The following is a 26,029-nucleotide window of genomic DNA, read 5'->3' on the forward strand; positions in this document are numbered from 1 at the left end:
GTCGGGTCTCAGTCCAGGGCATAGCGAGTCTCCTCTTCTATGCCAGTTATAACTGTTACCCATGTATCCGGTCTAAAGTGTTACCCATGTTTCCGGTTCATACCCTTCGCTTACCCGGCCTACGGGATGGAAGATTATGGGTAGGCCGGGTAAGGCGAAGCCGCCACCCGGCTTTTACGCCGCGCGATCGTCCCGATTCGCCATCACCTTCGGCGTATTCACCTCAATCCAGTCCGCCAGCGCGGCGACTTTCTCGCTGACCTCGATCCCCATCGGGGTCAGGCTATACTCTACGTGCGGCGGCACAACCGGGTACGATACGCGATCGACAAACCCGTCCTGCTCCAGCGCCTGAAGCGACTGGGACAGCATCTTTTCGCTCACCCCGCCCATTTTACGGCGCAGATCGCTAAAGCGATGCGTTCCCTGGCGCAGCGCCAGCAGAATCAGTACCCCCCAGCGGCTGGTAACGTGTTTGAGCACCTCTCGTGAAGGGCACTGTTCCGCGAAGAGATTGCCATCGCGCAATTGTTCGCTGAGCGTCGGTATCGTTGTTTTCATACTTACCTTTTTGTACGTACTTACTAAAAGTTAGCTATGGTGCTAGTGTGCCACAACACCAGACAAACACGAAGGAGATTCATCATGATCGCGATTACCGGCGCCACCGGCCAGCTTGGCCATCTCGTTATCGAACAGCTGTTGAACACCGTACCGGCTAACCAGATTGTGGCCATCGTACGTAACCCGGCAAAAGCTGAAGCCTTAAGCCAGCAGGGAATTGTGGTTCGTCAGGCGGACTACACGGATGAAGCCGCATTCACCGCCGCGCTGAACGGCGTGGATAAGCTGCTGCTGATCTCGTCCAGCGAAGTCGGCCAGCGCGCGATCCAGCACCAGAACGTGATTAACGCCGCCAAAGCGGCAGGGGTGAAATTTATCGCCTACACCAGCCTGCTGCATGCGGATACCTCGCCGCTCGGTCTGCACGTTGAACACGTTGCCACTGAAAAAGCGCTGGCGGCGTCCGGCATTCCTTATGCCCTGCTGCGCAACGGCTGGTATACCGAAAACTATCTGGCGAGCGCGCCGCCTGCGCTGGAACACGGCGTGTTTATTGGTGCGGCAGGCGAAGGCAAAATTGCCTCTGCCACCCGCGCAGACTATGCCGCGGCGGCAGCGAAAGTGATTGCTGAAGAGGGCCATGCGGGCAAGGTGTATGAACTGGCGGGCGACCACGGCTGGACGCTGAGCGAACTGGCGGCTGAACTCAGCAAACAGAGCGGAAAGCCGGTCACCTACCAGAATCTCAGCGAAGCGGACTTTGCTGCCGCGCTGAAGAGCGTCGGCCTGCCTGCCGGTCTGGCCGATATGCTGGCGGACTCCGATATCGGGGCCTCCAAAGGCGGGCTCTTTGACGACAGCCATACGCTGAGCAAACTGATCGGGCGCCCAACCACTACGCTGGCGGAGAGCATTAAAGCCATTCTGTAATTGTTACGGGATGGTTATTTTTTGTGGCATCCCCTCGGGTCATCTTTGATAATGAAAAGATGACCCACGAGGAGGCTCACCGTGCAAGGCGTACCGGAACAGTTTAATGATGAAAGAGACAGCGCGCGCTTTCGCCATCTGGCGCAGCTACCGGGCCTGGAGCTGTATCACGCGCATATTTCTGACTACGCCTTTGAGCCTCACACCCATGAAGCCTTCGGCATCGGCACGATTGAAACCGGTGCCGAACGCTTTCGCTATCGCGGCAGCCAGCATCTCGCGGCGGAGAAATCCGTCGTTACCATGAACCCGGACGAGATCCACACCGGCGAATCCGCCACCGAGGGCGGCTGGCGCTACCGGATGGTCTATATCGAACCCGACCTGCTGGAAGAGGTGACCGGCCTCCGGCACTGGTGGTTCAGCGACGTGACCCGTCATGACCCGTTGCGCTCACAGCAAATCGGCAGGCTTATTTACGGCTTGTGGCACACGGACGATCCGCTTGCGCAAAAAGGTTTACTGCTGGATCTGATTGAGACCTTCCAGCCGTTTGCCCACCACGCGCCACGGGTCCAGGAAGGCGCGCACCGCTTCGAACGGGTACGCGAGTACCTGCACGACAACTATATGCGCGCTCTGACGCTGGACGAGCTGGCCAGCGTCGTCTCGCTCAGCGCGTATCATTTCCAGCGCCAGTTCAAAGCCCATTTTCACGTGACGCCGCATCAGATGCTGATGGCCATTCGCCTCTGGCGCGCCAAAGCGTTTCTCACCCACGGCATGCCCGCCGCAGAGGTTGCCGCCGCAACCGGGCTGACCGATCAGTCACATCTGACCCGCGCGTTTACCCACCGCTACGGCATTACGCCCGTGCGCTACCAGAAGCAGGTTACACGGCGCTAATGCGCAATCTCATACAATACGCGCGCATTCGCCCCTCCTACACTGACTACAGCGTAAATACCTGTGGATGGAAAAATGATTAGTGGAGTGTTGTATGCCCTGCTGGCCGGGATGATGTGGGGACTGATTTTTGTCGGCCCGCTGATCGTGCCCGAGTATCCGGCAATATTACAGTCGACCGGACGTTATCTGGCGCTGGGGCTGATTGCCCTGCCCCTGGCGTGGCTGGGACGCGCGCGCTTGCGCCAGCTCAGCCGTCAGGACTGGGGGACCGCGCTGGCGCTGACCATGATGGGCAATCTTATCTATTACGTTTGCCTCGCGAGTGCCATTCAGCGTACCGGTGCGCCGGTATCGACCATGATTATCGGCACGCTGCCGGTCGTCATCCCCGTCTTTGCTAACCTGCTCTACAGCCACCGCGATGGCAAACTGGCGTGGTCAAAAATGGCCCCGGCGCTGGTATGCACCGCCCTGGGGCTGATATGCGTTAATATTGCCGAGCTGCGTCATGGGCAGGTGGACGTTGACCTGTGGCGGTACGGTTCTGGCATTCTGCTGGCGTTCGTTTCCGTGGCGTGCTGGGCGTGGTATGCCCTGCGCAACGCGCGCTGGCTGCGTGAGAACCCGGACAAGCACCCGATGATGTGGGCGACGGCGCAGGCGCTGGTCACGCTGCCCGTATCCGTCGTGGGATATTTCGGCGCATGCCTCTGGCTGGGCCATCAGCAGCCGGACTTCGTCCAGCCCTTCGGGCCAAGACCCTGGGTGTTTATCGGCCTGATGGTGGCGATCGCGGTGCTGTGTTCATGGGTAGGCGCGCTGTGCTGGAATATTGCCAGCCAGAAGCTGCCGACGGTGATCTTAGGGCCGCTGATTGTCTTCGAAACCCTGGCCGGACTGCTTTATACCTTCCTCATGCGCCAGAGCGTACCGCCGCTGTTCACGACCTGTGGGATCGTGCTGCTGGTTGTGGGGGTAGTGATGGCGGTGAGAGCGAAGCCGGAAAAACCGAGGGTCGTTCCGGCGTCGGAGGTGTGATATTTGCCGGGTGGCGGCTCCGCCTTACCCGGCCTACAAGGAGCCGTTTCGTAGGCCGGGTAAGCGCCAGCGCCACCCGGCATGATGTTAAAACGTTTCCCAGTTTGCTTCAGACGCCGCCGCGACAGGCTGCGCTTTTGGCACATAGGTTTTTACCGGCGCCGCTTTGACCGCCTGGTTGCGGGTAATTTTGAACACCGCCACCGCTTCGTTCAGACGCGCAGCCTGATCTTCCAGCGCCGCCGCCGCGGCCGCAGACTCCTCCACCAGCGAGGCGTTCTGCTGGGTCACGCGGTCCATCTCGGCTACCGCCTGGCCCACCTGGTCGATACCGCGGCTCTGCTCGTCAGAGGCCGAGGCAATTTCGCCCATAATGTCGGTGACGCGAGTAACCGCATTGACGATCTCAGCCATCGTCTCCCCGGCTTCGTTAACCAGCTGCGAGCCCGCGTTCACGCGTTCGCCGGAGTCATCGATCAGCGCTTTGATCTCTTTCGCCGCCTGAGCGCTGCGCTGCGCAAGGGTACGCACTTCCCCTGCCACCACCGCAAAACCACGGCCCTGCTCGCCTGCACGGGCCGCTTCCACCGCCGCGTTCAGCGCCAGAATATTCGTCTGGAAGGCAATTCCGTCGATCACGTTGGTAATTTGCGCGATTTTGCTGGAGCTGGTGGCGATTTCATCCATCGTCCGCACGACGCCTTCCACCACGTGACCGCCCTTCTTCGCCGTGGAGGAGGCATCCAGCGCCAGACGGGAAGCCTGACGCGCGTTATCGGCGTTCTGCTTCACGGTTGCCGTCAGCTGCTCCATGCTGGCTGCCGTCTCTTCCAGAGACGCGGCCTGCTGCTCGGTACGGGAAGAGAGATCGTTACTGCCTGCGGAGATTTCGCCTGCACCGGTGTAAATCGTATCTGCGCCTTCGCGCACCACGCCCACGGTGTTCGCCAGCGAAGTTTGCATCTCCTGCACGTTACGCGCAAGGATGGCCATTTCATTTTTACCGTCGGCCTGAATCGGCTGGGTGAGATCGCCTGCCGCAATGGCGCGAATATGGTTAATCACCTCTTCCAGCGGCAGCAGCAGCACGCGGCGCATCGCAATCCAGCTGGAGATAATCACCACAATCACCAGCAGCATGACCGCAGAGAGGATCCACAGGATGCGCTTGTAATCACTTTCGTTATCCTGAATGCCTTTATCCGTGAGCGCGGCCTGCGCTTCACGCCATTCACGATAAACCGTCTGCATCGCATTCTGTTTTTGTTCAGCATTCTGCTTGAACATATCTTCCAGATTGCCCTGGCTCAGCAGAACATTCATTTGCGTCAGCGTTGCAGAGTAAATGCGGTACTGCTCTTCGAGTTGGTTGGTCAGGTTCTCATCCAGGCCTGGCGTATTCGGCAAGGCATAGTATTTATCGTAATGAACCTGGGCTTCAGTCAGCAGATTTTTCGCCGTGGTCACCAGCTCATTCAGCTGACCGCCGTTAATTTGCGAGGCCATGCTGCTTTGCAGGCGCAGCATCCCGCGGTTCAGGGTGACGCGCGCCTGGTTCAGACTGATCCACGCATCGGTAAACTCCGCCACGTTCTTGCTGGAGAGCTGCGACACGGTAAAGTTGTCTTTATCGTTATTCAGGGCGTTGATAAAGATACCGGCGGAAATCACTTGCATGATGCCGAGCACAAGCAGCACCGAAATCAGAAGGGTAATGACTTTTATACGTTTAAACATGCGTTGCCTTTGTTATATGCAGGTTTGTCTGACGTGGATATATCGGCAGGTGCAGCGGGTTGTTTACTGTTTCTCCACCTTTAAAAAGTTTCGAAACCACTTTCCTGAACCCATTCAGAGAGTTAAATCGGATATTTTTTTGTGATCTGCATCTCACTTTTACCCGTCCCTCTAAAGGGTTATAGCGTCGTTTATAAGATGCATTTAATATGCATATTATATTATTGATGATGAGGTAACTGCTATGGCCTTTCGCGACCAACCCCTGGGCGAGCTGGCGCTCTCCATTCCTCGCGCTTCTGCGCTTTTTCGCAAATACGATATGGACTACTGCTGCGGCGGTAAGCAAACCCTGGCACGGGCGGCCTTACGCAAAGAGCTGAACGTTGAGGTGATTGAAGCCGAACTGGCGAAGCTGGCCGAGCAGCCCGTCGACAAAGACTGGCGAACCGCTCCGCTCGCAGAAATCATCGACCACATCATCGTGCGTTACCATGACCGTCACCGTGAACAGCTGCCGGAGTTGATCCTGCAGGCGACCAAAGTCGAGCGCGTGCATGCCGACAAACCTTCCGTACCGCGCGGTCTGGCGAAATACCTGACCCTGCTGCACGAAGAGCTTTCCAGCCACATGATGAAAGAAGAGCAGATCCTCTTCCCGATGATTAAACAGGGAATGGGAAGCCAGGCGATGGGGCCCATCAGCGTGATGGAAAGCGAGCATGATGACGCGGGCGAACTGCTGGAAGTGATCAAACACACCACCCACAACGTCACGCCGCCGCCAGAAGCGTGCACAACGTGGAAAGCGATGTACAACGGCATTAACGAGATGATTGACGACCTGATGGAACACATCAGCCTTGAGAACAACGTTCTGTTCCCGCGGGCATTAGCGGGGGAATAAAAAAGCCCGGTGGCGCTAGCGCTTACCGGGCCTGCAAGGTCCTCGAACGTAGGCCGGGTAAGCGTCAGCGCCACCCGGCAACATGCTTAACGCATGCCAGCCATCCGTTTCTTACCGATAAACATCCAGCCCAGCCCCAGCGCGATAAACCACAGCGGCGTGACGATCAGCGCCTGACGGGTATCATCTTCCAGCGTCAGCAGAACCAGCACGAAGACGAAGAACGCCATGCATACCCAGCACATCAGCTTGCCCAGCGGCATCTTGTAGATCGATTTTTCATGCAGGTGTGGGCGCTGTTTGCGGTACACCAGATAGGAACAGAGGATGATGGTCCAGACGAACATAAACAGGATCGCTGAGACCGTGGTAATCATGGTGAACGCGCCAATCACGCTTGGGTTTACGTAGAGCATCACCACGCCGCCCAGCAGGCACATGCAGGAGAAGGTCAGCCCTTTCGCAGGTACCGCACGCTTAGACAGCTTGGCGAACGCGCTCGGCGCCACACCTTCCTGCGCCAGACCAAACAGCATACGGCTGGTTGAGAACACGCCGCTGTTCGCGGAAGACGCCGCTGAGGTCAGCACCACGAAGTTAATCAGGCTCGCTGCCGCAGGCAGCCCCACCAGCACGAACAGCTCAACGAACGGGCTCTTGCTTGGCACCACCGAGCTCCACGGCGTCACGGACATAATGATGATCAGCGCGAAGACGTAGAACATGATGATACGCACCGGAATGGAGTTGATGGCGCGCGGGAGAGATTTCTCCGGATCTTTGGTTTCCGCAGCGGTCGTTCCGACAAGCTCAATCCCTACAAACGCGAACACCGCAATCTGGAAGCCAGCAAAGAAGCCGCTAATGCCTTTCGGGAACCAGCCTCCATCATTCCACAGATGGGTAAACGACGCCTGAACGCCGGTTGGTGACTGGAAGTGGGTGAGCACCATCACCAGGCCCACCACGATGAGCCCAACGATGGCCACGATTTTGATCATCGCGAACCAGAACTCCATCTCACCGAACATTTTAACGGTGGCGAGGTTCAGGCTCAGCAGCAGAACAATAACCGCCAGCGAGGCCACCCAGTCCGACAGCCCGGGGAACCAGAACTGCGCATAGGCGGTTATCGCCACGACGTCCGCCATACCGGTCACGACCCAGCAGAACCAGTAGGTCCAGCCGGTGAAATAGCCCGCCCATGGCCCGAGCAGGTCTGAAGCGAAGTCGCTGAAGGATTTGTATTCGAGGTTCGAGAGCAGCAGTTCACCCATTGCACGCATCACGAAGAACAGCATAAAACCGATAATCATATAAACGAATATGATTGACGGTCCGGCGAGACTGATGGTTTTGCCTGACCCCATAAACAGCCCGGTACCGATGGCACCCCCAATAGCAATGAGCTGAATATGACGGTTTGTGAGATTGCGCCGTAGCGACTGTTCAGACGACGCCTCTTCGTCGGCGACGACTTTGACCTGATCTACCATGTGATATTTTCCTGTTTATGCCTGTCTGTGTTGTTAAGGCTCTTCTGGCCTTTAAATACGTCAAAAAAATGACGTTCCCTTGTTAGGGCTAATCGATATTAGGTAAGAATCGGCGGGATGAATACTATGATTTAGATATTATGTTAATATTATGTTGAAAGTGAGTGTCATATCACTCATGCAGCGCGAAACAGCTCACAAAAATACACGCAACAGTTTCGTTTGCAAGATAAAATATTGATTCCGACTTAACTATAGGTTTTCACGCTATTTTCCCCTCCCCAAGCGGGGAGAGGAAATAAGAAAAGTCGATTACAGAATTTCCAGCAGCTCGACTTCAAAGACCAGAGTGCTGAATGGCGGGATGGACGCGCCAGCGCCGCGCTCGCCGTAAGCCAGGTTGTGCGGGATAGTCAGTTCCCATTTGGAACCGACTGGCATCAGGGTCAGCGCTTCGATCCAGCCCGCGATAACGCCATTCACCGGGAACTCAGCCGGTTCGCCGCGCGCGACGGAGCTGTCGAAGACGGTACCGTCGATCAGCTTACCGGTGTAGTGTACGCGAACGTGGTCGGTACGCGCCGGGATTGCGCCATCGCCCTGATTGATCACGCGGAACTGCAGACCAGACTCGGTGCTGTTCACGCCTTCACGCTCACGGTTCTCTTCCAGATATTTCACACCTTCGGCGGCCATCTCTTCAAAGCGCGCGCGACGCACGGCGTCAGCACGCTCGTGGATTTCACGCAGCGCACGGTGCACAACGTCAACCGGAACGGCAGGCTGTTTGCCTTCCAGCGCGTCAGCGATACCCGCCACCAGCGCTTCAGGTAACAGACCTTCCAGGCCGGATTCGCTCAACTGCTGTCCTACCTGCAAGCCGATACCGTAACTTGCCTGCGCTTCGATAGTGTCAAAAGTCGGGGTGGTCATGGGTTTTCCTTCCATCACATTTAAAGTAGCGGGCAGCATATCAGCCATGCCCTTATGGGTAAAACTTTGTCTGAAGTTAAGGTGACAAACCGCGACGAAACAGAAACAATAGAGAGAACCAGGATTAATCCCGAACTGATGTCACGGATGTCGGGTTTACTACGCCGTTCAGGCAGTTAGCAAACTATACTTCGGGGCACAGGATAAAAAATACGCGGAGCAGGAGGAGTGCCATGCCCGGGCGATTTGAACTGAAACCTACCCTGGCGAAAATCTGGCAGGCGCCGGACAATTTTCGCATCATGGATCCGCTGCCTCCTCTGCATCGCAGAGGGATCATCATTGGTGCGCTGATGGTGATTGTGGGCTTCCTGCTTCCTTCCGGTGGCGATGATGTTGATACTGCCCCCGTCACCCGCAATGCTCAGCTGGACCTTCAGTCGCAAACGCGACCGCAGCCTGACGCACAGCCGATGCAGACGCAGCTCGTTACCCCGTCTAACGATCCGGGTCAGGTCGCGCCGGTTGAGCCAGAGCCGATTCAGGACGAACAGCCACAGGAACAGGCCGCCGCCCCGTCTCAGCCTCAGACCCAACAGCCCACCGGCATTGAGCAACAGTGGCGTTCCTATCGCGTAGAGCCGGGGAAAACGCTGGCGCAGCTGTTCCGTGACCACAACCTGCCGCCGACAGACGTGTATGCCATGGCGAAGGTGGAAGGCGCGGGTAAACCGCTCAGTAACCTGCAGAATGGCCAGATGGTGCAAATTCGCCAGAATGCCAGCGGGGTGGTGACAGGGTTAACGATTGATACCGGAAATGGACAACAGGTGCTGTTTACCCGCCAGACAGACGGCAGCTTTATCAGGGTACGTTAAGGGCAGGGTTCTGTAAAAAGCAAAACGCCGGCACAAGGCCGGCGTTTCAACGTGAGCAGAGTAAAAAATTACTCAGCTACAACGTTAACAACCAGTTTAGCGAACACTTCGCTGTGAACCTGGAAGTCAACTTCGTGCTCACCAGTGGTACGCAGAACGCCGTTCGGCAGACGAACTTCGCTCTTAGCCACTTTAACGCCTGCTGCAGAAACTGCATCAGCGATATCGCGGGTACCGATGGAACCGAACAGTTTACCTTCGTCGCCAGCTTTGGACGCGATGGTAACGGTGCCCAGTGCGTTGATTGCTTCAGCGCGAGCGTTAGCAGCCGCCAGAACGTCAGCCAGTTTGGCTTCCAGTTCAGCGCGACGTGCTTCGAAAAACTCTACGTTTTTCTTGGTAGCTGGAACAGCTTTACCCTGTGGAACCAGGAAGTTACGAGCGTAACCCGCTTTAACGTTTACCTGATCACCCAGGCTGCCCAGGTTTGCTACTTTATCAAGCAGAATAACTTGCATTACCTTATCCTCTTAAAGTCGTATTAATGGACCGTGCCCGATTACTGATGACGATCAGTGTACGGCAGCAGGGACAGGTAGCGAGCGCGTTTGATAGCGCGAGCCAGCTGACGCTGATATTTTGCACGAGTACCGGTGATACGGCTTGGGACAATCTTACCGCTTTCGGTGATGTAGTTTTTCAGCGTTGCGATATCTTTATAGTCGATCTCTTGAACGCCTTCCGCGGTGAAACGGCAGAACTTGCGACGACGGAAATAACGTGCCATATGGCTAGTCTCCAGAATCTATCAAATCAATCTGCTCGGCATGCAGAACCATTTTGGTCAGACCGTTCTTTGCCTTGTGGCAAGAGATGAACCCCTGAACGATTACTGCACTACCGACCGTTAAACTGTGAGTAATGGCCTGGTTTTCGTGTCCGCTAATAATAACGGGCATTTGGCACCACGCCTGCCGGTGAAACCCGGCTTCCTCTTGCACAGAACGATGCTCAAGCACGAACTGGCAATGCGGAATTCCTGATGGACTGACCTTTCGAAGGGGAGCCCTGCATACGATGCCGGACAACGCCAGACGGTTGGTCATCAGAAATTACTCTTCAGAATCCCCAGCATCAGAATCATCTGCGGTTTCGTTTGCGAAATCATCGCGACGCTCACGGCGCTCGTCTTTCGCTTTAACCATCGGAGATGCTTCGGTCACTGCGTTTTTGGTACGCATAACCATGCTGCGGATAACGGCATCGTTGAAGCGGAAGTTAGTTTCCAGCTCATCGATCACTTCCTGCGGCGCTTCAACGTTCATCAGAACGTAGTGTGCTTTGTGCAGTTTGTTGATCGGATAAGCCAGCTGACGGCGGCCCCAGTCTTCCAGACGGTGGATCGTGCCCGCTGCTGCAGTGATTGCACCAGTGTAGCGCTCGATCATACCCGGAACCTGTTCGCTCTGGTCAGGATGGACCATAAAAACGATTTCGTAATGACGCATCGAATTGCTCCTTACGGATTATTCAGCCTCCTGTCTGGGTCAGCCGAGGCCCGGGGAGGCAAGGAACGTGTTAAAGGTCGGCTGAAAAATTGACGCGTCATAATACTTGCGCGCCCCTGGAAACTCAAGCTGATTGCACAAATAATTCGCACAAAGCGCGAAGCGGGTCTAAGTGGGTGATTTAAAATTACTCACATCCGTAAGCGGTGTTTTTTTGAACAACTGCATCAGAAATGGTCACGCATCCCCGCCGGAGGAATGATTACACTTTAATCAGAGATAACCGAAACAGAAGAAGGAGCATCCCCCCTCTCACAGCACGCAGTCGTGGAGCGCATATCATGAAAAAAATCGCATTAGCCATAATGGCGGCGCTTTTGCTCAGTGCAAACGCGATGGCAGCCATCAAGATAGACAGCCGACAGGCCAGAAACATGGATGATGTGCACAGCTTAGGCGTAATCTATATTAATCATAATTTCGCCACCGAAAGCGAAGCAGATCAGGCACTAAATGAAGAGACCGACGCCCAGGGCGCAACTTATTACCACGTGATGTTAATCCGTGAGCCCGGCAGCAACGGCAATATGCACGCCAGTGCAGATATTTACCGATAACGCCTTAACGCTAGCACCAGGAAAGCCAACTACGAGAACATAGCCATAGTTGACGTTGCCCCCTGCCCGGGGGCTTTTTTTGTGAATGGCTCCGGAATACCACCGGTTACAACTGTTTTTCGGTATTCCAGAGCACTTATTCACTTCTGCCCGTAATAGGCATTCGGGCCATGCTTGCGCATGAAATGCTTGTTCATCAGGTAATCATCAATGCCCTGAAGCTGTGGGTTAATGCCGCGGGCAATCCACGCCATACGTGCCACTTCCTCCATGACGACCGCATTATGGACGGCGTCGTGGGCATCTTTTCCCCAGGCGAACGGGCCGTGCTGATACACCACAATCCCCGGCGTATGCAGCGGCTCGCATTCTCCCAGCGTGTCGATAATCACCTTTCCGGTGTTGAGCTCGTACTCTCCTTCCACTTCATCCTGCGTTAATGCGCGCGTGCAGGGGATGTCGCCAAAGAAGTAGTCCGCATGTGTCGTGCCCAGCGCCGGAATCGCCAGCCCCGCCTGTGCCCAGGCGGTCGCGTGCGTGGAGTGAGTATGCACCACACCGCCAAGGGACGGATAACGCCGATACAGCGCCAGATGGGTCGCCGTGTCCGAAGAAGGACGCCATTTACCGTCAACGACGTTTCCTTCAAGATCGACCACCACCATATCGTCAGCGTTCATGGTGTCATACGCCACACCGCTCGGCTTAATCACGATCAGCCCCTGCTCGCGATCGATAGCGCTGACGTTACCCCAGGTGAAGGTGACCAGGCCATAGCGGGGCAGATCCATGTTGGCTTCAAAGACCTGCTGTTTAAGCTTAAGCATGTTCAGCCTCCAGTAATCCCGCGCGCGCCATACGCTCGCGCACCCAGTCCCGCGCCTTTGCTACTTCCGCAGCAGGGTTGTCCGACGTTTCGCTCCACATCTCAATCAGGTAAGGCCCGCAATAGCCTGTCTGCTTGAGCGTCTCGAAGCACCGTTCGAAATCCACCACCCCGGTGCCGAACGGTACGTTTTTAAACACGCCAGGACGGGTATCTTTGACGTGCACCGCCACGATATGCCCTATGCCTGCCTGCAGCTCCATCTGCACGTCGTTATCCCATGCCGACAGGTTGCCGATATCGGGATAAAGCTGGAACCACGGGTTGTTCAGATAGTGCGCGTAGCCCAGCGCCTTACTGATGGAGTTCATCAGCGGGTAATCCATGATCTCCATTGCCAGCGTGACCTGCGCACGGCTGGCCATCTCAACGCTCTCTTTCAGACCATCACGGAAACGACGGCGCGTTTCATCGTTAGCTTCCTGATAGTAAACGTCATAACCCGCCAGCTGGATCACGCGGATACCCACGTCCTGCGCAAAGCGGATGGCTTTACGCATGATCTCCAGCCCCTGCGCGCGCACGGCATCATCTTCGCTGCCGAGCGGAAAACGACGATGAGCGCTCAGGCACATGGACGGCACGCGCACGCCCGTTTCCGCGATGGCGCTTACCAGTGCCAGGCGCTGTTCGCGGCTCCAGTCGAGGCGAGCAAGACGCTCGTCCGTCTCATCCACCGACATTTCGACAAAATCGAAGCCCAGCTGTTTTGCGAGCTGTAACCGCTCCAGCCAGCACTCCCCCGCAGGGAGTGCCTTTTCATAGATGCCAAGCGGGACCTGTTTTGACAACATACCCGCTCCTTAGCCCCAAAGCTGAGCGATTGAGCGTTTGAACTGACGCGCGGCTTCCACCGGAGACGCCGCATCACGAATGCTGCGACCGGCAATAAAGACGTGAATCGGAATGCCCTTGAACAGCGGCAGATCTTCCAGCGCCAGACCGCCAGTGACGGTCACTTTGAAACCCATATCGGCCAGACGTTTGATGGCGCTGATATCCGCCTCGCCCCACGCCACACCTGCGGCCTGCGCATCACGGCTGCGGTGATATACCACCTGCTGAATGCCCGCGTCGCGCCACTCCTGGGCCTGCTCCCAGGTCCAGAAGCCGGTCAGCTCAATCTGCACGTCGCCGTTAAACTCTTTTGCCACGTCCAGCGCGCCTTTGGCGGTGTTGATATCCGCACAGCAGATCACGGTGACCCAGTCGGCGTTGGCTTCGAAGCACATGCGGGAGAGGATTTTGCCTGCGTCGGCGATTTTGGCATCCGCCAGCACGATTTTATGCGGATAGAGCGCTTTCAGGTCACGAACCGCACGAACGCCTTCGCCCACGCACAGAATGGTGCCCACTTCGATGATGTCCACTTCTTCCGCAATCAGGCGGGTGGTTTCGTAAGCGTGAGACAGCGTTTGGTTATCCAGCGCAACTTGCAACATGGGTAATGACATATTCAATTCCTCTTAAACGGCCGCCGCAGTGGCGTTATCAATTAAATCCAGCACGTCCTGCGCGGTGCGGCAGGCGCGTAAACGGTCAAAATTGGCTTCGTCATCAAACAGATTGACGATCTGCATGATGCCCACCTCCTGGTGGGTATTGGCATCGACAGCCGCCATAGTGATAAGGATGTCGACCGGGTCGTTATCTTCGTGGTTAAACACCAGCGGCGTTTTCAGCGTCACCAGCGCGAAGCCGGTTTTCTTAACGCCCTCTTCCGGGCGGCCATGCGGCATCGCCAGGCCTGGCGCAATCACAAAGTAAGGGCCATGCTGCGCCACGCCATCCAGAATCGCCTGGTAGTAACGCGGCTCGACAACGTCAGCCTTAACCAGCAGATCCACACTCAGCTTCACCGCTTCCTGCCAGGTACTGGCTTCGGCCTGTAAAAGGATGGAGTTATTCTCTGCCAGCGAATCACGTAGTTTCATGTGGCGTCCTTACTTCACGTCTTGTGGGAAGTGTTCTTTGATCACTTCCAGCAGTTTTGGTCCGAAATCCGCAGGCGACAGCATGTTGCGTACGCCCACCACATATTTATTACCCGACACACTAATTTCGCCGGCGATATGAGTAGAGGCGATGATGATGTCCGCGCCGTTCAGCTCACTTTTGTATTCACCCACTGCGCAGCTGTTCACCATGTGGTCGATGTTGGACTGGGTTAAAAACTGGTCCACTTTCATCTTCATGATCATGGAGCTGCCTTGCCCATTACCACACACAGCCAGGATACGTACGGTCATAATCGAAACTCCTTAATGAGCAGACACTTCTGCTGTTTGTTTTTCCGCATCTTCTTCAGCTCGCAGCGAACGGCCAGCGAAGAACATATAAGCCAGAGCAATCAGGATGATGATGGCCATAAAGATCAGTCCGATGGAGGCAAAACCCTGCATCATCGGCGGTGCCAGAATTGACCAGTCCGCCATGCCCATCCAGGCGCTCATACCGGTGAGCTTGACCGCCCACACGCAGCCAAAGATTTCAACCATGCCCATTACCAGGCAGATCTTGAGCGCCGCGCGCCAGCCGCCGAAGTGGTTAGCGAATACGCCGATGGTGGCGTTGGAGAAGAACATCGGGATAAAGCCCGGAATAATCAGGATTGAGGAGCCGCAGCCGACCAGGATACCCACCGCAATCAGCTGGCCGATGGTGCCCCACATAAAGCCCCAGACCACCGCGTTTGGCGCGAAGCTATAGATAGCGGCACAGTCGATGGCCAGTACCGCGCCAGGAATCAGGCGCTGAGAGATACCGTTGAAAGCTTCAGACAGTTCGGCGACGAACATACGCACGCCCTGAGTAATGATGAAAATAGCCACGGCGAAAGAGAAACCGGTCTGCAGGATGTAAACCGTCCAGTGGGTTTTCCCCGCCATCGCCTGCACCACATCAATACCGAAGGAGAGCAGAATGGCGCCGAAGAAGAGGGTCATCACAATCGCGGTCGACACGATGTTGTCATGGAAGATATTCAGCCAGCCAGGCAGCTTAAGGTCTTCAACACTCTCTTCTTTTTTACCCAGGTACGGCGCAACTTTATAAGCAATCCAGGCAGCAAACTGTTGCTGGTGACCGATGGAAAAACCGCAACCGTCGGTCACTATCTGGGTTGGCTTGTACATCATGTTGGAGGTGATACCCCAGTAGAGCGAGACCAGCACCGCGGTGCAGATAATCGTGGTCCACATTGGGTAACCGAAGATATAGAGAGAAACCGCAATCAGCCCCGCCTGCTGGAACATAATGTGCCCGGTGAGCATGATGGTGCGAATACCGGTAATGCGGCGCAGCAGAACATAGATAATGTTCAGCGCCAGCGCGAGCAGAACGGCGTAACCTACCCAGCTATAGGCATCACCCATACGATCGATGGTCGCCATCATTGAGGCGTAGGTATCAGAGATAGCCCCATTAATGCCATACACTTCCGACATTTTGGCAACGACTGGCTTAAACGTGCTGGTCAGTATGCCCGACCCCGCCTGCAACAGCATGAAACCGATAATGGTTTTGATGGTGCCTTTAATAATCACGCTGACGCTTTTACGCAGCAGGATATATCCCAGGCACGTCACGATACCCAGCAACAGCGGGGCGTTGGTCATTACCTGATTAAAGAAAACGGTAAAGACGTTGTAGAGGATCTCCATAACTCTCTCCAGAAATGAGAACACGAGGGGCAATCCCTGTGCGGTTGGTGCCATCACTCTATTAATCACAAATAATCACAACAAGATTGAATTTGATTATCTGTGACGCATCACGCAATTTATTTCCCTTCAGTTAGTAATGATTTTCACTACCGCACAAATGAAATAAATTAGTCCTTATAATTCATGAAATTAATGTTTATTACGCGATAATCTAACAAGTAACAAGCAGAGAGTCTGTGACGTTGAGCAGATAAAATTCCGCATTTTCGCTATTGCAAAGCGCGTAAAATGGTGCCAGCATTAATCACAACGAATCACAATGTGATTACTTTTGATTAAAACCAGGAGTCAAAACGATGAGTAAAGTGAACACCATCACCCGTGAATCATGGATTCTGAGCACCTTTCCGGAGTGGGGTAGCTGGCTGAACGAAGAAATCGAGCAGGAACAGGTTGCTCCTGGCACGTTTGCAATGTGGTGGCTGGGCTGCACCGGGATCTGGCTGAAATCAGAAGGTGGCGCCAATATCTGCGTCGATTTCTGGTGCGGCACCGGCAAACAGAGCCACGGTAACCCGCTGATGAAAAAAGGCCACCAGATGCAGCGTATGGCCGGCGTTGAAAAACTCCAGCCGAACCTGCGTACTACACCGTTTGTGCTTGATCCTTTTGCCATTCGTCAGATCGATGCCGTACTCTCTACCCACGATCACAACGACCATATTGATGTAAACGTGGCGGCAGCGGTGATGCAAAACTGCGCGGACGATGTGCCGTTTATCGGGCCGCAGACCTGCGTGGATCTCTGGATTGGCTGGGGTGTGCCGAAAGAGCGCTGCATCGTGATGAAACCGGGCGACGTGGTGAAAATCAAAGACATTGAAATCCATGCCCTGGATGCCTTTGACCGTACCGCTCTGATTACGCTGCCGGCCGATCAAAAAGCGGCAGGTGTACTGCCAGACGGCATGGACGAGCGCGCGGTGAACTACCTGTTCAAAACGCCGGGCGGCTCCCTGTATCACAGCGGTGACTCCCACTACTCCAACTACTACGCTAAGCACGGTAACGAGCATCAGATTGACGTGGCCCTGGGCTCCTACGGCGAGAACCCGCGCGGTATTACGGATAAAATGACCAGCGCCGACATGCTGCGCATGGCGGAAGCGCTGAACACCAAAGTCGTTATTCCGTTCCACCACGATATCTGGTCAAACTTCCAGGCCGATCCGCAGGAAATTCGCGTGTTGTGGGAGATGAAAAAAGACCGCCTGAAGTACGGCTTCAAGCCATTTATCTGGCAGGTAGGCGGCAAGTTCACCTGGCCGCTGGACAAAGACAATCTTGAGTACCACTACCCGCGTGGTTTCGATGATTGCTTCACCATTGAGCCTGACCTGCCGTTTAAGTCCTTCCTCTGATTCCGAGGCCACATCGCCAGACTTGTGTCTGGCGATTTCATATTTATTTTAGTAATTTCACGCTATTTCAAATATCATCTTTTCAAATCAATTCTTATCGGAATAGCTCATGACGGAAGCGCAACGGCATCAAATTTTACTGGAACTCCTGGCGCAAACAGGGTTTATCACCGTCGAGAAAGTGATCGAACGTTTAGGGATTTCCCCCGCCACCGCGCGGCGAGACATTAACAAGCTGGATGAAAGCGGCAAGCTGAAAAAAGTTCGCAACGGTGCGGAAGCCATTAGCCAGCAGCGCCCCCGCTGGACGCCGATGAACATTCATCAGGCGCAGAATCACGATGAAAAAGTGCGGATCGCCAGAGCCGCGTCGCAGCTGGTGAATCCCGGTGAGAGCGTCGTTATCAACTGCGGCTCTACGGCGTTTTTGCTGGGCCGCGAGATGTGCGGCAAGCCGGTGCAAATCATCACGAACTACTTACCGCTCGCCAACTATCTCATCGATCAGGAGCATGAGAGCGTGGTGATCATGGGTGGTCAGTACAATAAAAGTCAGTCGATTACGCTTAGCCCACAGGACAGCGAAAACAGTCTCTACGCCGGACACTGGATGTTTACCAGCGGCAAAGGCCTGACCGCTGAAGGTTTGTATAAAACCGATATGCTGACCGCGATGGCGGAACAAAACATGCTCAACGTGGTAGGCAAACTCGTGGTGCTGGTCGACAGCAGTAAAGTCGGTGAACGCGCAGGCATGCTGTTCAGCCGCGCAGAACAGATCGATCTGGTGATCACCGGCAAAGGAGCTAACCCCGAGATCCTCCAGAAGCTGGAAGATCAGGGAGTAAAAGTGCTGCGCGTTTAAAGGTGCTGGCGGAAAAACGCTACCGTGGCGTCGAGCGCCGCTGGCGTAATGCGGTGGCGAACGCCTGATTCCCACAAACAGGTCAGATTACCGTCCAGCCCTTCCTTCTTTAACGCCTGCTGCAGGCGGAAGGTACCGTCAGGTGGCACCACATCATCCGCGTCACCGTGCCACAGCAAAAGCGGGCGATCTGCGAGGCGCGGCAATGCCCGGATTACTTCCCACTCTTCCAGCCTCGCGGTGATTTCCGCTAAATCCTGAGGGGGAAAAAGGGTCTTCGCCAGCGAGGTAAAATAACCCGAGCCCATCAGACAGGCGACCGACTTCACTTCTGGATGGTGCGTCATGATCCCCAGGGCTGTCATACCGCCCATCGACGCCCCGGCCACGGCCAGACGATTCTCGGCCACCAGCCCTGCCTCATAAAGCGCATCGCGCAACCCGGCAAACTCGGTCAGACTCCCGTGCAGTATGTGCCAGAACTGCCCAAGGCGCGCCTGCTCATTACCCATAAATCGTGCGCCGTGGTCAGGCGCATCCGGCATCACCACGCGAAAACCTGCCTGCGCCAGCGCGACCGCAAAGTAACTGTAAACCAGCTTCGATGAGGTAAATCCATGATAAAAAACCACAACAGGCAGCGGTTTATCACGTTTACCCGCTGGCATAGCGTGTAAAATTTCATGGTCGCCGAGATGGCGTATTTCAATTTCAATCATTGTCGACCCTGCACGAATGGATGATTCATAATGTTGAGAACTGAATTACGGTTTCAGGCTATTTTCATTCGAAAATTACGTCCCAGCTAACACTTCGGGAACATTCCCCCAAAACTAAATTCACAGACAACTACACTATGGCTATCAGGAAACGAGATATGGTTATGCACAGGTTTGCTGCTTTATTGCTGGTGTTTCTGCTTAGCGGCTGTAGCGCACTGCAGGGAACACCGCAACCCGCTCCCCCGGTTGCCGATCATCCGCAGGAGATTCGTCGTAATCAGACGGAAGGATTACAACGAATGGGCACCGTCTCCGCGTTGGTTCGCGGTTCGCCGGATGACGCAGAAGAGGCAATAAAGGCACAAGCCGTCGCCGCCAAAGCAGATTATTACGTCATTATTATGATCGACGAAACCATCATAACGGGACAGTGGTATTCACAGGCCATTTTGTACCGAAAATAATGGTTTACCTTTGAACGACATTTACACTGCTTTGCGTCCATAGACATTTTCCTGTCCACAATAAACTCCATGCCAGCGACAAGGAATGGGGGTTTATTCGCGAAGGATTGCCCGGCGGATACCGGAAATATGTGAAATGGAGCTGACGATGAAACGAACTCTTGCTTTGACCTCTCTGTTGCTCTCCGCAGGCCTGGTGAGCACCACCGCGCAGTCAGCAGAATTCGCCAGTGCTGACTGTGTAACTGGCCTGAATGAAATTGGCCAGATCTCCGTGAATAATATCTCGGGGAGCCCGCAAGACGTTGAACGCGTCGTGGCATTAAAGGCCGATGAGCAGGGTGCTTCCTGGTATCGCATCATCCAGATGCAGGAAGATAACCATATCGACCACTGGCGGGTACAGGCCATTCTCTACGTGTAAACTCCCTCCTGATAAAAGCCACTTATTTTTAGTGGCTTTTCGCTTTTGCAAATTTTTTATCTTATTAAAAACCAATCAATAACAACAAAATAACATTTTGTTACATTAATTCAGTAAACGTAATCTCCGCTCTGCCGTTGAAGAACCATACCTATTCAATGATGAGCAATTTATGATCAACGTTTTTCGCCGTGCAGGCCTGGGGGCGAAGCTGTCGCTGCTTACGGGCGTCAGTGTCGCCACGCTGTTTCTGCTTTTCACTTTTCTGCTCAGTCAAAAAGCCAGCCAGCAGCTTGAAGCCCTTGCGGTAGAAGACCTGCACAATCAGTCCACCGGCATGGTCGATATGGTGCAGATGTTTAACACCAGCCTGAGTGAAGAGGTTGAGAGTTATACCCGGCTGTTTACCACTTTTTTACCGCAGCCACTGAATATTGATACTTCCCAGGCTCAGACGATTAACGGACTCAGCGTCCCGCTTCTGAAAGGCGGTGACACCGGACTGCATCAAAACAACACCCTGTCTGACGAGTTCCTGAACCGTACGGGAGCCATTTCGACGCTGTTTGTACGCAGCGGTAATGACTTTGTTCGCGTAGCCACCTCCCTGCGCAAAGAGAATGGCGAGCGGGCGATGGGCACCGTGCTGGATACCGCCAGCCCGGCCTTTGCCGCCGTCAACAGAGGGGAAGTCTACCGCGGACTGGCGCTGCTGTTTGGCAAACGCTATATCACCCAGTATCAGCCGGTTAAAAACGCCGAAGGACAGGTCATTGCGATCGTCTTTGTTGGCGTGGACATTACGCACTCCTGGAACGTCATGCGCGAGAAAATCCTCACCCGCCGCCTGGGCGAGAGCGGTCACTTCTTCGTGCTGGATCGCAGCAACGGCAAAACGCGCGGGCAATACCTGTTCCATGCCGGTGAAGAGGGGCAGTTGCCGAAGTGGGACGACGCGACGCAGCAGCAGCTTCTGGGTGACAAGCCCGGCACCCTGGAACGCGTAAGCGACGACGGCCGCACGCTTAAAATGGCGTATACCCCGTTGCCAGGCTGGAACTGGACTATCGTGGGCGAAGTGGATAAATCGGTGCTGCTCTCAAGCGTTAACGCCATGCGCGATCGCTTCCTGCTGGCCGGCGTGGTCTTATCTATCCTGTTTGCTGGTCTGTTTGTGGTCCTTATTCGCCGTGTGCTGACCCGACCGCTGAGCAATGTGATCCATCTTGCCCGGCAATATGCTGCAGGGGATCTCCGTTCCAGCCTGCCCGTGACGCGTCAGGACGAGGTCGGCCAGCTGATCGACGCCATTAACGGCATCGGCGGCGGCCTGCAAAAAATTGTTCTTCAGGTTCGCGAGGCCGCAGGCAAGATCCATTTGGGTACTAACGCGCTGGCTTCCGATACCGGCGAGATTTCTGAGCAGATCAACAAGCAGGCCAGCAGCGTGGAAGATACCTCCGCCAGCATGGAGCAGCTGGCCGCCACCGTACAGCAAAATGCCGCCAACATGGAGCAAACGCAGCAGCTGGTGGGTGAAACCTCCCTCGCGGTCCATCAGGGCGGTGAGACGGTCACCCACGCCGTGTCGACCATGGACGACATTCGCGAGGCGTCAAAACGCATCGAAGACATCACGCGCGTGATTGAGTCCATCGCTTTCCAGACCAATATCCTGGCGCTGAATGCGGCAGTGGAAGCGGCCCGCGCGGGCGAGCATGGGAAAGGGTTTGCGGTGGTTGCGCAGGAAGTTCGCGCCCTGGCCGGACGCAGCGCTAACGCGGTGAAGGAGATTGAACAGCTGATTGGCGATACGCTCAGGAAAGTGAGCGAAGGCCATGCGCTGTCTGAACAGACGCGCCTGGCGATGGATGACATCATCATTCATATCGATAACATCAGCCAGCTGGTCACCGAGATTAACCATGCCTCACGCGAGCAGTCCGCAGGGATTGGCCAGGTAAATCTCGCCATGACCCACATTGGCGAAGCGTCGCATATTAATGCGGATCGTATCTCACGCAGCGAACAAACCGCTCAAACGCTGCGCGAGAAGGGGTCACATCTGGCTCAACTGGTGAGTCTGTTCCAGCTAAAAGACTAACCGACTCTGCCCGTCGCACGCAGCAGCAGGTCATTTTGCACCTGCTCGCTCATCAGCGTACCGCCACGGGTATCCAGCATCATGCGGCACCACGCCTGCGCCACCGGGGGCGATGCGTGCCGCAGCATTTCGCTTCCGGCACCCAGCAGGAAAAGCTGCTGCGCAATTTCCCGCCCCTGCGCCTCCTGCGGTTTACGCAGTTTTTGCTGAAGCTGTCGCCAGCTGCGGTCGAAGTGTCTGTCCTGCCCTTTTACCTGTGCAAACTCATCGGCAAGCAGATCGTGAATACCCGGCTGCTTCGCCAGCACGCGCAGCACGTCCAGGCACATGATATTCCCGGACCCTTCCCAGATGCTGTTCACCGGCATCTCGCGATACAGGCGGGGAAGCTCGCTCTCCTCGCAGTACCCGACTCCGCCCAGCACCTCCATCGCTTCCGCCACATACGGGATGCCCGCTTTGCACACGCTAAATTTCGCGGCGGGGGTAAACAGCCGCGCCCATGCCGCTTCCTGGGGATCCGTGCGTTTATCCCACGCCCGGGCCAGGCGGAACAGCAGCGCCGTTTGCCCCTCCAGCACCAGCGCCATCCGACTTAACACCTCACGCATGAGCGGCTGATCGATAAGATTTTTGCCGAAGGTCTGACGCTGATGCGCGTGGTATAGCGCCACGGACAGCGCACGACGCATCAGTCCGTGGCTGCCCAGCGCGCAGTCAAAGCGCGTCAGGCCGCCCATTTTGAGGATCTGCCGTACCCCTTCGCCCTCTTCCCCCAGCAGCCAGCCGGAGGCATCAAGAAACTCTACCTCGCTGCTGGCGTTGGAGCGGTTCCCGAGCTTGTCCTTAAGGCGCTCCAGCCGGACGGCGTTGCGCTGTCCGTCAGGTAAAAAGCGCGGCACAAAAAAGCAGGACAACCCGCCCTTCGCCTGTGCCAGCACAAGATGCGCATCGCTTTGCGGGACGGAGAAAAACCATTTATGGCCCACCAGCCGGTAGCTGCCGTCACTGCATTTTTCCGCTTTGGTGGTGTTGCTCAGCACGTCCGAGCCGCCCTGTTTTTCCGTCATCCCCATACCGATCAGCAGGCCGCGTTTTTGCGCGCCAGGCGCCAGATGAGGATCGTAGCGATCGCTGAGCAGCGGCGTCAGCCAGTCGTGAAATAGTTTAGGGAGCGCCTGCTGCAGGAGCGGTGTCGCGGCAAACGTCATGGTGACGGGACAAAGCGTGCCTGCCTCAACCTGAGCATGAAGCACAAAGCGTGCGGCCCGGGCGACAAACGACCCTTTACGCGCCTCCTCTTCCCATGCCAGGTTATGTACCCGATTGGCACACAGCCCCTGCATCAGCAGGTGCCATGCCGGGTGAAAGCGAACGTCATCCAGTCGCTCTCCGGTGGCGTCATAGCGAAGCAACTCCGGCGGATTCACGTTCGCCAGCCTGCCCAGCTCCAGCGACTCTGCTGTGCCTAACTGCTGTCCGATGCTGGCGAGCAGTTCGATATCCCACTCGGCACCCTCACGCGAGACTGCGTCACGCAGCGCGCAGTCCGAGAGAAAAAGGTTGCTGTTAGAGAGTGGTGCAGGTTGATTGAAAACGGTATGAGTCTGCCAGTGCATACTGTCTCCCTCCTTCAGTGGCAATGACGATAAGTATGGACAGACCGCGCACACGCTGCATGGGAGGGGAGTCACACGTTCACGATCCCGCTGATATCATTCGTGAAATAGCTCACAGAACATAAGAATAAACTATTTCATGACTTCGCTTTTGTTGAATAATTTATTCTCTCCCCCTTTCAGTGAGGAAAGTTATGCAACCGGATGCGCACAAGCGAGCATTAATTGCCGGCTCCATTGGTAACTTTATCGAGTGGTATGAGTTTGCGGTCTACGGTTTTCTGGCGACCGTCATTGCGAAGAACTTCTTTCAGCTTGAAGGGGAAGCGGGGCTTACCAGCCTGATCCTCACCTACGCCTCATTTGCCATCGCCTTCTTCTTCCGCCCGCTGGGGGCGGTGGTGTTTGGCCGCATCGGCGACCGGATTGGCCGTAAGCCGACGCTAATCATTGTGCTGGTGCTGATGACGCTCGCTACCGCCGCCATCGGCATTGTGCCGGTCTACGCCAGCATCGGGATTGCCGCCCCGCTCATTATTACACTGCTTCGCATCCTGCAGGGACTGTTCGCGGGCGGCGAGTACGGCGGTGCGGTCTCGCTGATGACGGAGTTCGCCCCGCGAGGCAAGCGCGGGCTCTATGGTGCCTGGCAGTCCTTTACCGTGGCGCTGGGGCTGTTAGCGGGTGCCGGCATCGTGGCGCTGCTCTCCGCCCTTCTCACGCCTGAAGCCCTGCACGACTGGGGCTGGCGCATTCCTTTCTTCCTGGCGCTGCCCATGGGCGCTGTTGCGCTGTGGCTTCGCGTCAGCATGGAGGAGACACCCAGCTTTGTGCAGCAGCAGGACAAACCGACCGTCGCTCAGGCGGACATTGCCGCCACGCTCCGGGCCATCGTGATGGGGATTGGCCGCGTGATGGTCTGGTCTGCGGCGGGGTACACCTACCTGGTGATTATGCCGACCTATCTGCAGTCGGCGCTGCACACCGGGTTTAATCAGGCGCTGCTGATCGCGGTGATTTCGAACGTTGGGTTTGCGCTGACGATCATTCCGTCGGGGATCCTGAGCGACCGGATCGGGCGTCGCACGGTGATGATTATCGCCACCGCGCTGCTGCTGATCCTCGCCCTGCCGCTGCTGAAACTTCTGCAGGCGGAGTCCATCGCGCTGGCGGTGAAGGCTGTTGTGGTACTGATTGCGGGCGGTCTGGTGGGCATGCTGGCGGGGCCGGGCCCGGCGATGCTCTCTGAGATGTTCCCAACCCGAATGCGCTATACGGGGCTGGGGCTGGCCTATTCGTTATCGAACGCGATTTTCTCGGGATGCGCAGGGTTAATCATAACCGGGCTGATTAAGCAGACGGGCAATCTGGATATTCCGGCGTACTACGTGATGGCGACGGCAGTAGTGAGTATTTTCGCGCTGATGACGCTGAGGAAGGATGACCATTTGCGGTCGTTAGAGGAGTGAGGTTGTTTTGCCGGGTGGCGGCTTCGCCTTACCCGGCCTACAAAACCGTAGGCCCGGTAAGCGAAGCGCCACCGGGCGAAAATCAGCTGCGCTGACGCACCGCTTCAAACAGGCAGATGCCCGTCGCAACAGACACGTTCAGGGAGGACACGCTGCCCGCCATCGGGATGCTGATCAGCTCGTCACAGTGCTCGCGGGTCAGACGACGCATGCCTTCGCCCTCCGCGCCCATTACCAGCGCCAGACGGCCGGTCATTTTGCTCTGGTACAGAGTATGATCCGCTTCACCGGCAGTACCGACGATCCAGATGTTCTCTTCCTGCAGCATACGCATGGTGCGCGCCAGGTTGGTCACGCGGATCAGCGGAACGTTTTCCGCCGCGCCGCAGGCCACTTTCTTCGCCGTCGCGTTCAGCTGCGCGGAGCGATCTTTCGGCACGATCACCGCATGCACGCCCGCCGCATCCGCACTACGCAGACACGCGCCGAGGTTGTGCGGATCGGTAACGCCATCGAGGATCAGGAAGAACGGATTCTCGAGCTCAGCGATCAGATCCGGCAGATCGTTTTCCTGATACTGACGGCCCGGCTTCACGCGGGCAATGATCCCCTGGTGAACCGCGCCTTCACTTTTCTCATCCAGGAACTGGCGGTTAGCCAGCTGGATCACCACGCCCTGCGCTTCCAGGGCGTGGATCAGCGGCATCAGACGTTTGTCTTCACGCCCTTTCAGAATAAACACTTCCTGAAAACGCTCCGGTGCGCGCTCGAGAAGGGCCTGCACCGCGTGGATGCCGTAAATCATTTCACTCATTGATGGTTCTCGTAATAAGTATTTCCCCTCTCCCGCTTGGGGAGAGGGTCAGGGTGAGG

The 26,029-nt window shown here is 56.0% G+C and carries 29 protein-coding genes; 12 read left to right on the top strand and 17 right to left on the bottom strand.

Features of this window, described 5'->3' with window-relative positions; all coding sequences use genetic code 11:
• Positions 1-174: 174 nt before the first annotated feature.
• Positions 175-561, bottom strand: a complete 387-nt coding sequence (locus tag FHC48_RS17555) for a helix-turn-helix domain-containing protein (RefSeq protein WP_008502885.1) — start codon at positions 559-561, stop codon at positions 175-177.
• A gap of 84 nt (positions 562-645) precedes the next feature.
• Here FHC48_RS17555 and FHC48_RS17560 point away from each other — a divergent pair, with 84 nt between their 5' ends.
• From FHC48_RS17560 to FHC48_RS17570, 3 genes are all read left to right on the top strand, one after another.
• Positions 646-1,494 (top strand): SDR family oxidoreductase, encoded by an 849-nt coding sequence (locus FHC48_RS17560; protein ID WP_045415439.1) that lies wholly within the window; start codon positions 646-648, stop codon positions 1,492-1,494.
• A gap of 81 nt (positions 1,495-1,575) precedes the next feature.
• Positions 1,576-2,400, top strand: coding sequence for an AraC family transcriptional regulator (locus tag FHC48_RS17565; protein ID WP_059365050.1), 825 nt, complete (start codon positions 1,576-1,578; stop codon positions 2,398-2,400).
• Positions 2,401-2,475: 75 nt separating this feature from the next.
• On the top strand, positions 2,476-3,441 hold the full coding sequence (locus FHC48_RS17570; protein WP_059365052.1) for a DMT family transporter: 966 nt from the start codon (positions 2,476-2,478) through the stop codon (positions 3,439-3,441).
• Between the two features lie 87 nt (positions 3,442-3,528).
• Here the strand turns inward: FHC48_RS17570 and FHC48_RS17575 are convergent, their stop codons facing one another.
• Positions 3,529-5,178, bottom strand: a complete 1,650-nt coding sequence (locus FHC48_RS17575) for a methyl-accepting chemotaxis protein (RefSeq protein WP_039265356.1) — start codon at positions 5,176-5,178, stop codon at positions 3,529-3,531.
• Between the two features lie 244 nt (positions 5,179-5,422).
• On the opposite strand from FHC48_RS17575, the gene ytfE reads away from it, so the two are divergent.
• Positions 5,423-6,085 (top strand): iron-sulfur cluster repair protein YtfE, encoded by a 663-nt coding sequence (gene ytfE, locus FHC48_RS17580; protein WP_008502890.1) that lies wholly within the window; start codon positions 5,423-5,425, stop codon positions 6,083-6,085.
• A gap of 86 nt (positions 6,086-6,171) precedes the next feature.
• Here ytfE and cycA read toward each other — a convergent pair whose 3' ends face one another.
• Together cycA and fklB are read right to left on the bottom strand one after the other, a co-directional pair.
• Positions 6,172-7,581: a D-serine/D-alanine/glycine transporter gene (gene cycA / locus FHC48_RS17585; protein WP_008502891.1), complete on the bottom strand. Its 1,410-nt coding sequence runs from the start codon at positions 7,579-7,581 to the stop codon at positions 6,172-6,174.
• A gap of 312 nt (positions 7,582-7,893) precedes the next feature.
• Positions 7,894-8,514 (bottom strand): FKBP-type peptidyl-prolyl cis-trans isomerase, encoded by a 621-nt coding sequence (fklB, locus tag FHC48_RS17590; protein ID WP_008502892.1) that lies wholly within the window; start codon positions 8,512-8,514, stop codon positions 7,894-7,896.
• A 233-nt stretch (positions 8,515-8,747) separates the two neighbouring features.
• On the opposite strand from fklB, the gene FHC48_RS17595 reads away from it, so the two are divergent.
• The gene (locus FHC48_RS17595; RefSeq protein ID WP_008502893.1) at positions 8,748-9,392 is read left to right on the top strand and encodes an OapA family protein; all 645 of its coding nucleotides are present in this window, start codon (positions 8,748-8,750) and stop codon (positions 9,390-9,392) included.
• A gap of 68 nt (positions 9,393-9,460) precedes the next feature.
• Here FHC48_RS17595 and rplI read toward each other — a convergent pair whose 3' ends face one another.
• The 4 genes from rplI to rpsF are packed head-to-tail and all read right to left on the bottom strand — an operon-like array spanning position 9,461 to position 10,900.
• Positions 9,461-9,910 (bottom strand): 50S ribosomal protein L9, encoded by a 450-nt coding sequence (gene rplI, locus FHC48_RS17600; RefSeq protein WP_008502894.1) that lies wholly within the window; start codon positions 9,908-9,910, stop codon positions 9,461-9,463.
• Positions 9,911-9,951: 41 nt separating this feature from the next.
• On the bottom strand, positions 9,952-10,179 hold the full coding sequence (gene rpsR, locus FHC48_RS17605; RefSeq protein WP_000135199.1) for a 30S ribosomal protein S18: 228 nt from the start codon (positions 10,177-10,179) through the stop codon (positions 9,952-9,954).
• Positions 10,180-10,183: 4 nt separating this feature from the next.
• On the bottom strand, positions 10,184-10,498 hold the full coding sequence (priB, locus tag FHC48_RS17610) for a primosomal replication protein N (RefSeq protein ID WP_059365054.1): 315 nt from the start codon (positions 10,496-10,498) through the stop codon (positions 10,184-10,186).
• A gap of 6 nt (positions 10,499-10,504) precedes the next feature.
• Positions 10,505-10,900, bottom strand: a complete 396-nt coding sequence (gene rpsF / locus FHC48_RS17615) for a 30S ribosomal protein S6 (protein ID WP_008502896.1) — start codon at positions 10,898-10,900, stop codon at positions 10,505-10,507.
• A 341-nt stretch (positions 10,901-11,241) separates the two neighbouring features.
• Here rpsF and yjfY point away from each other — a divergent pair, with 341 nt between their 5' ends.
• Positions 11,242-11,517: a DUF1471 family protein YjfY gene (gene yjfY, locus FHC48_RS17620; RefSeq protein WP_008502898.1), complete on the top strand. Its 276-nt coding sequence runs from the start codon at positions 11,242-11,244 to the stop codon at positions 11,515-11,517.
• Positions 11,518-11,657: 140 nt separating this feature from the next.
• Here the strand turns inward: yjfY and FHC48_RS17625 are convergent, their stop codons facing one another.
• The 6 genes from FHC48_RS17625 to ulaA are packed head-to-tail and all read right to left on the bottom strand — an operon-like array spanning position 11,658 to position 16,065.
• Positions 11,658-12,344 (bottom strand): L-ribulose-5-phosphate 4-epimerase, encoded by a 687-nt coding sequence (locus FHC48_RS17625; RefSeq protein ID WP_045335503.1) that lies wholly within the window; start codon positions 12,342-12,344, stop codon positions 11,658-11,660.
• The gene (locus tag FHC48_RS17630; RefSeq protein WP_008502900.1) at positions 12,337-13,197 is read right to left on the bottom strand and encodes an L-ribulose-5-phosphate 3-epimerase; all 861 of its coding nucleotides are present in this window, start codon (positions 13,195-13,197) and stop codon (positions 12,337-12,339) included. The genes FHC48_RS17625 and FHC48_RS17630 overlap by 8 nt, the downstream gene beginning before the upstream one ends.
• Before the next feature lie 9 nt (positions 13,198-13,206).
• A complete protein-coding gene (ulaD, locus tag FHC48_RS17635) occupies positions 13,207-13,857 on the bottom strand; it encodes a 3-keto-L-gulonate-6-phosphate decarboxylase UlaD (protein WP_008502901.1) in 651 nt (216 codons plus the stop codon).
• Between the two features lie 12 nt (positions 13,858-13,869).
• The gene (ulaC, locus tag FHC48_RS17640; protein ID WP_003856024.1) at positions 13,870-14,337 is read right to left on the bottom strand and encodes a PTS ascorbate transporter subunit IIA; all 468 of its coding nucleotides are present in this window, start codon (positions 14,335-14,337) and stop codon (positions 13,870-13,872) included.
• Between the two features lie 9 nt (positions 14,338-14,346).
• On the bottom strand, positions 14,347-14,652 hold the full coding sequence (gene ulaB, locus FHC48_RS17645) for a PTS ascorbate transporter subunit IIB (protein WP_059365056.1): 306 nt from the start codon (positions 14,650-14,652) through the stop codon (positions 14,347-14,349).
• 12 nt (positions 14,653-14,664) lie between these two features.
• Entirely contained in the window at positions 14,665-16,065 is a 1,401-nt protein-coding gene (gene ulaA, locus FHC48_RS17650) for a PTS ascorbate transporter subunit IIC (protein ID WP_021240705.1), read from the bottom strand.
• A 359-nt stretch (positions 16,066-16,424) separates the two neighbouring features.
• Between ulaA and ulaG the strand changes: the two genes are divergently transcribed.
• Together ulaG and ulaR are read left to right on the top strand one after the other, a co-directional pair.
• Positions 16,425-17,489, top strand: coding sequence for an L-ascorbate 6-phosphate lactonase (gene ulaG / locus FHC48_RS17655; RefSeq protein WP_010427455.1), 1,065 nt, complete (start codon positions 16,425-16,427; stop codon positions 17,487-17,489).
• A gap of 109 nt (positions 17,490-17,598) precedes the next feature.
• Complete coding sequence (ulaR, locus tag FHC48_RS17660; protein WP_008502904.1) at positions 17,599-18,354, top strand: HTH-type transcriptional regulator UlaR; 756 nt, start codon at positions 17,599-17,601, stop codon at positions 18,352-18,354.
• Here ulaR and yjfP read toward each other — a convergent pair.
• Positions 18,351-19,073, bottom strand: coding sequence for an esterase (yjfP, locus tag FHC48_RS17665; protein WP_059365058.1), 723 nt, complete (start codon positions 19,071-19,073; stop codon positions 18,351-18,353). The two genes, ulaR and yjfP, sit on opposite strands and share 4 nt — an antisense overlap.
• Positions 19,074-19,210: 137 nt before the next feature.
• Between yjfP and bsmA the strand changes: the two genes are divergently transcribed.
• The 3 genes from bsmA (at position 19,211) to FHC48_RS17680 (ending at position 22,068) form a co-directional block, all read left to right on the top strand.
• Positions 19,211-19,540, top strand: a complete 330-nt coding sequence (gene bsmA / locus FHC48_RS17670) for a biofilm peroxide resistance protein BsmA (protein ID WP_023616161.1) — start codon at positions 19,211-19,213, stop codon at positions 19,538-19,540.
• A gap of 136 nt (positions 19,541-19,676) precedes the next feature.
• Positions 19,677-19,964, top strand: a complete 288-nt coding sequence (gene yjfN / locus FHC48_RS17675) for a DUF1471 family protease activator YjfN (RefSeq protein WP_021240708.1) — start codon at positions 19,677-19,679, stop codon at positions 19,962-19,964.
• A gap of 172 nt (positions 19,965-20,136) precedes the next feature.
• Positions 20,137-22,068 carry a methyl-accepting chemotaxis protein gene (locus tag FHC48_RS17680; protein WP_059365060.1) on the top strand — a complete coding sequence of 644 codons (1,932 nt, stop codon included), beginning with the start codon at positions 20,137-20,139 and terminating at the stop codon, positions 22,066-22,068.
• Here FHC48_RS17680 and FHC48_RS17685 read toward each other — a convergent pair.
• Positions 22,065-23,687, bottom strand: a complete 1,623-nt coding sequence (locus FHC48_RS17685; protein WP_032655256.1) for an isovaleryl-CoA dehydrogenase — start codon at positions 23,685-23,687, stop codon at positions 22,065-22,067. The genes FHC48_RS17680 and FHC48_RS17685 overlap by 4 nt on opposite strands.
• Before the next feature lie 194 nt (positions 23,688-23,881).
• Between FHC48_RS17685 and FHC48_RS17690 the strand changes: the two genes are divergently transcribed.
• On the top strand, positions 23,882-25,156 hold the full coding sequence (locus FHC48_RS17690; protein WP_119312278.1) for an MFS transporter: 1,275 nt from the start codon (positions 23,882-23,884) through the stop codon (positions 25,154-25,156).
• 82 nt (positions 25,157-25,238) lie between these two features.
• Here FHC48_RS17690 and rlmB read toward each other — a convergent pair whose 3' ends face one another.
• Positions 25,239-25,970 carry a 23S rRNA (guanosine(2251)-2'-O)-methyltransferase RlmB gene (gene rlmB / locus FHC48_RS17695; protein ID WP_025758266.1) on the bottom strand — a complete coding sequence of 244 codons (732 nt, stop codon included), beginning with the start codon at positions 25,968-25,970 and terminating at the stop codon, positions 25,239-25,241.
• Positions 25,971-26,029 lie beyond the last annotated feature (59 nt).

This window comes from Enterobacter sp. EC_50 (assembly GCF_019584525.1).
Lineage (GTDB): Bacteria > Pseudomonadota > Gammaproteobacteria > Enterobacterales > Enterobacteriaceae > Enterobacter > Enterobacter roggenkampii.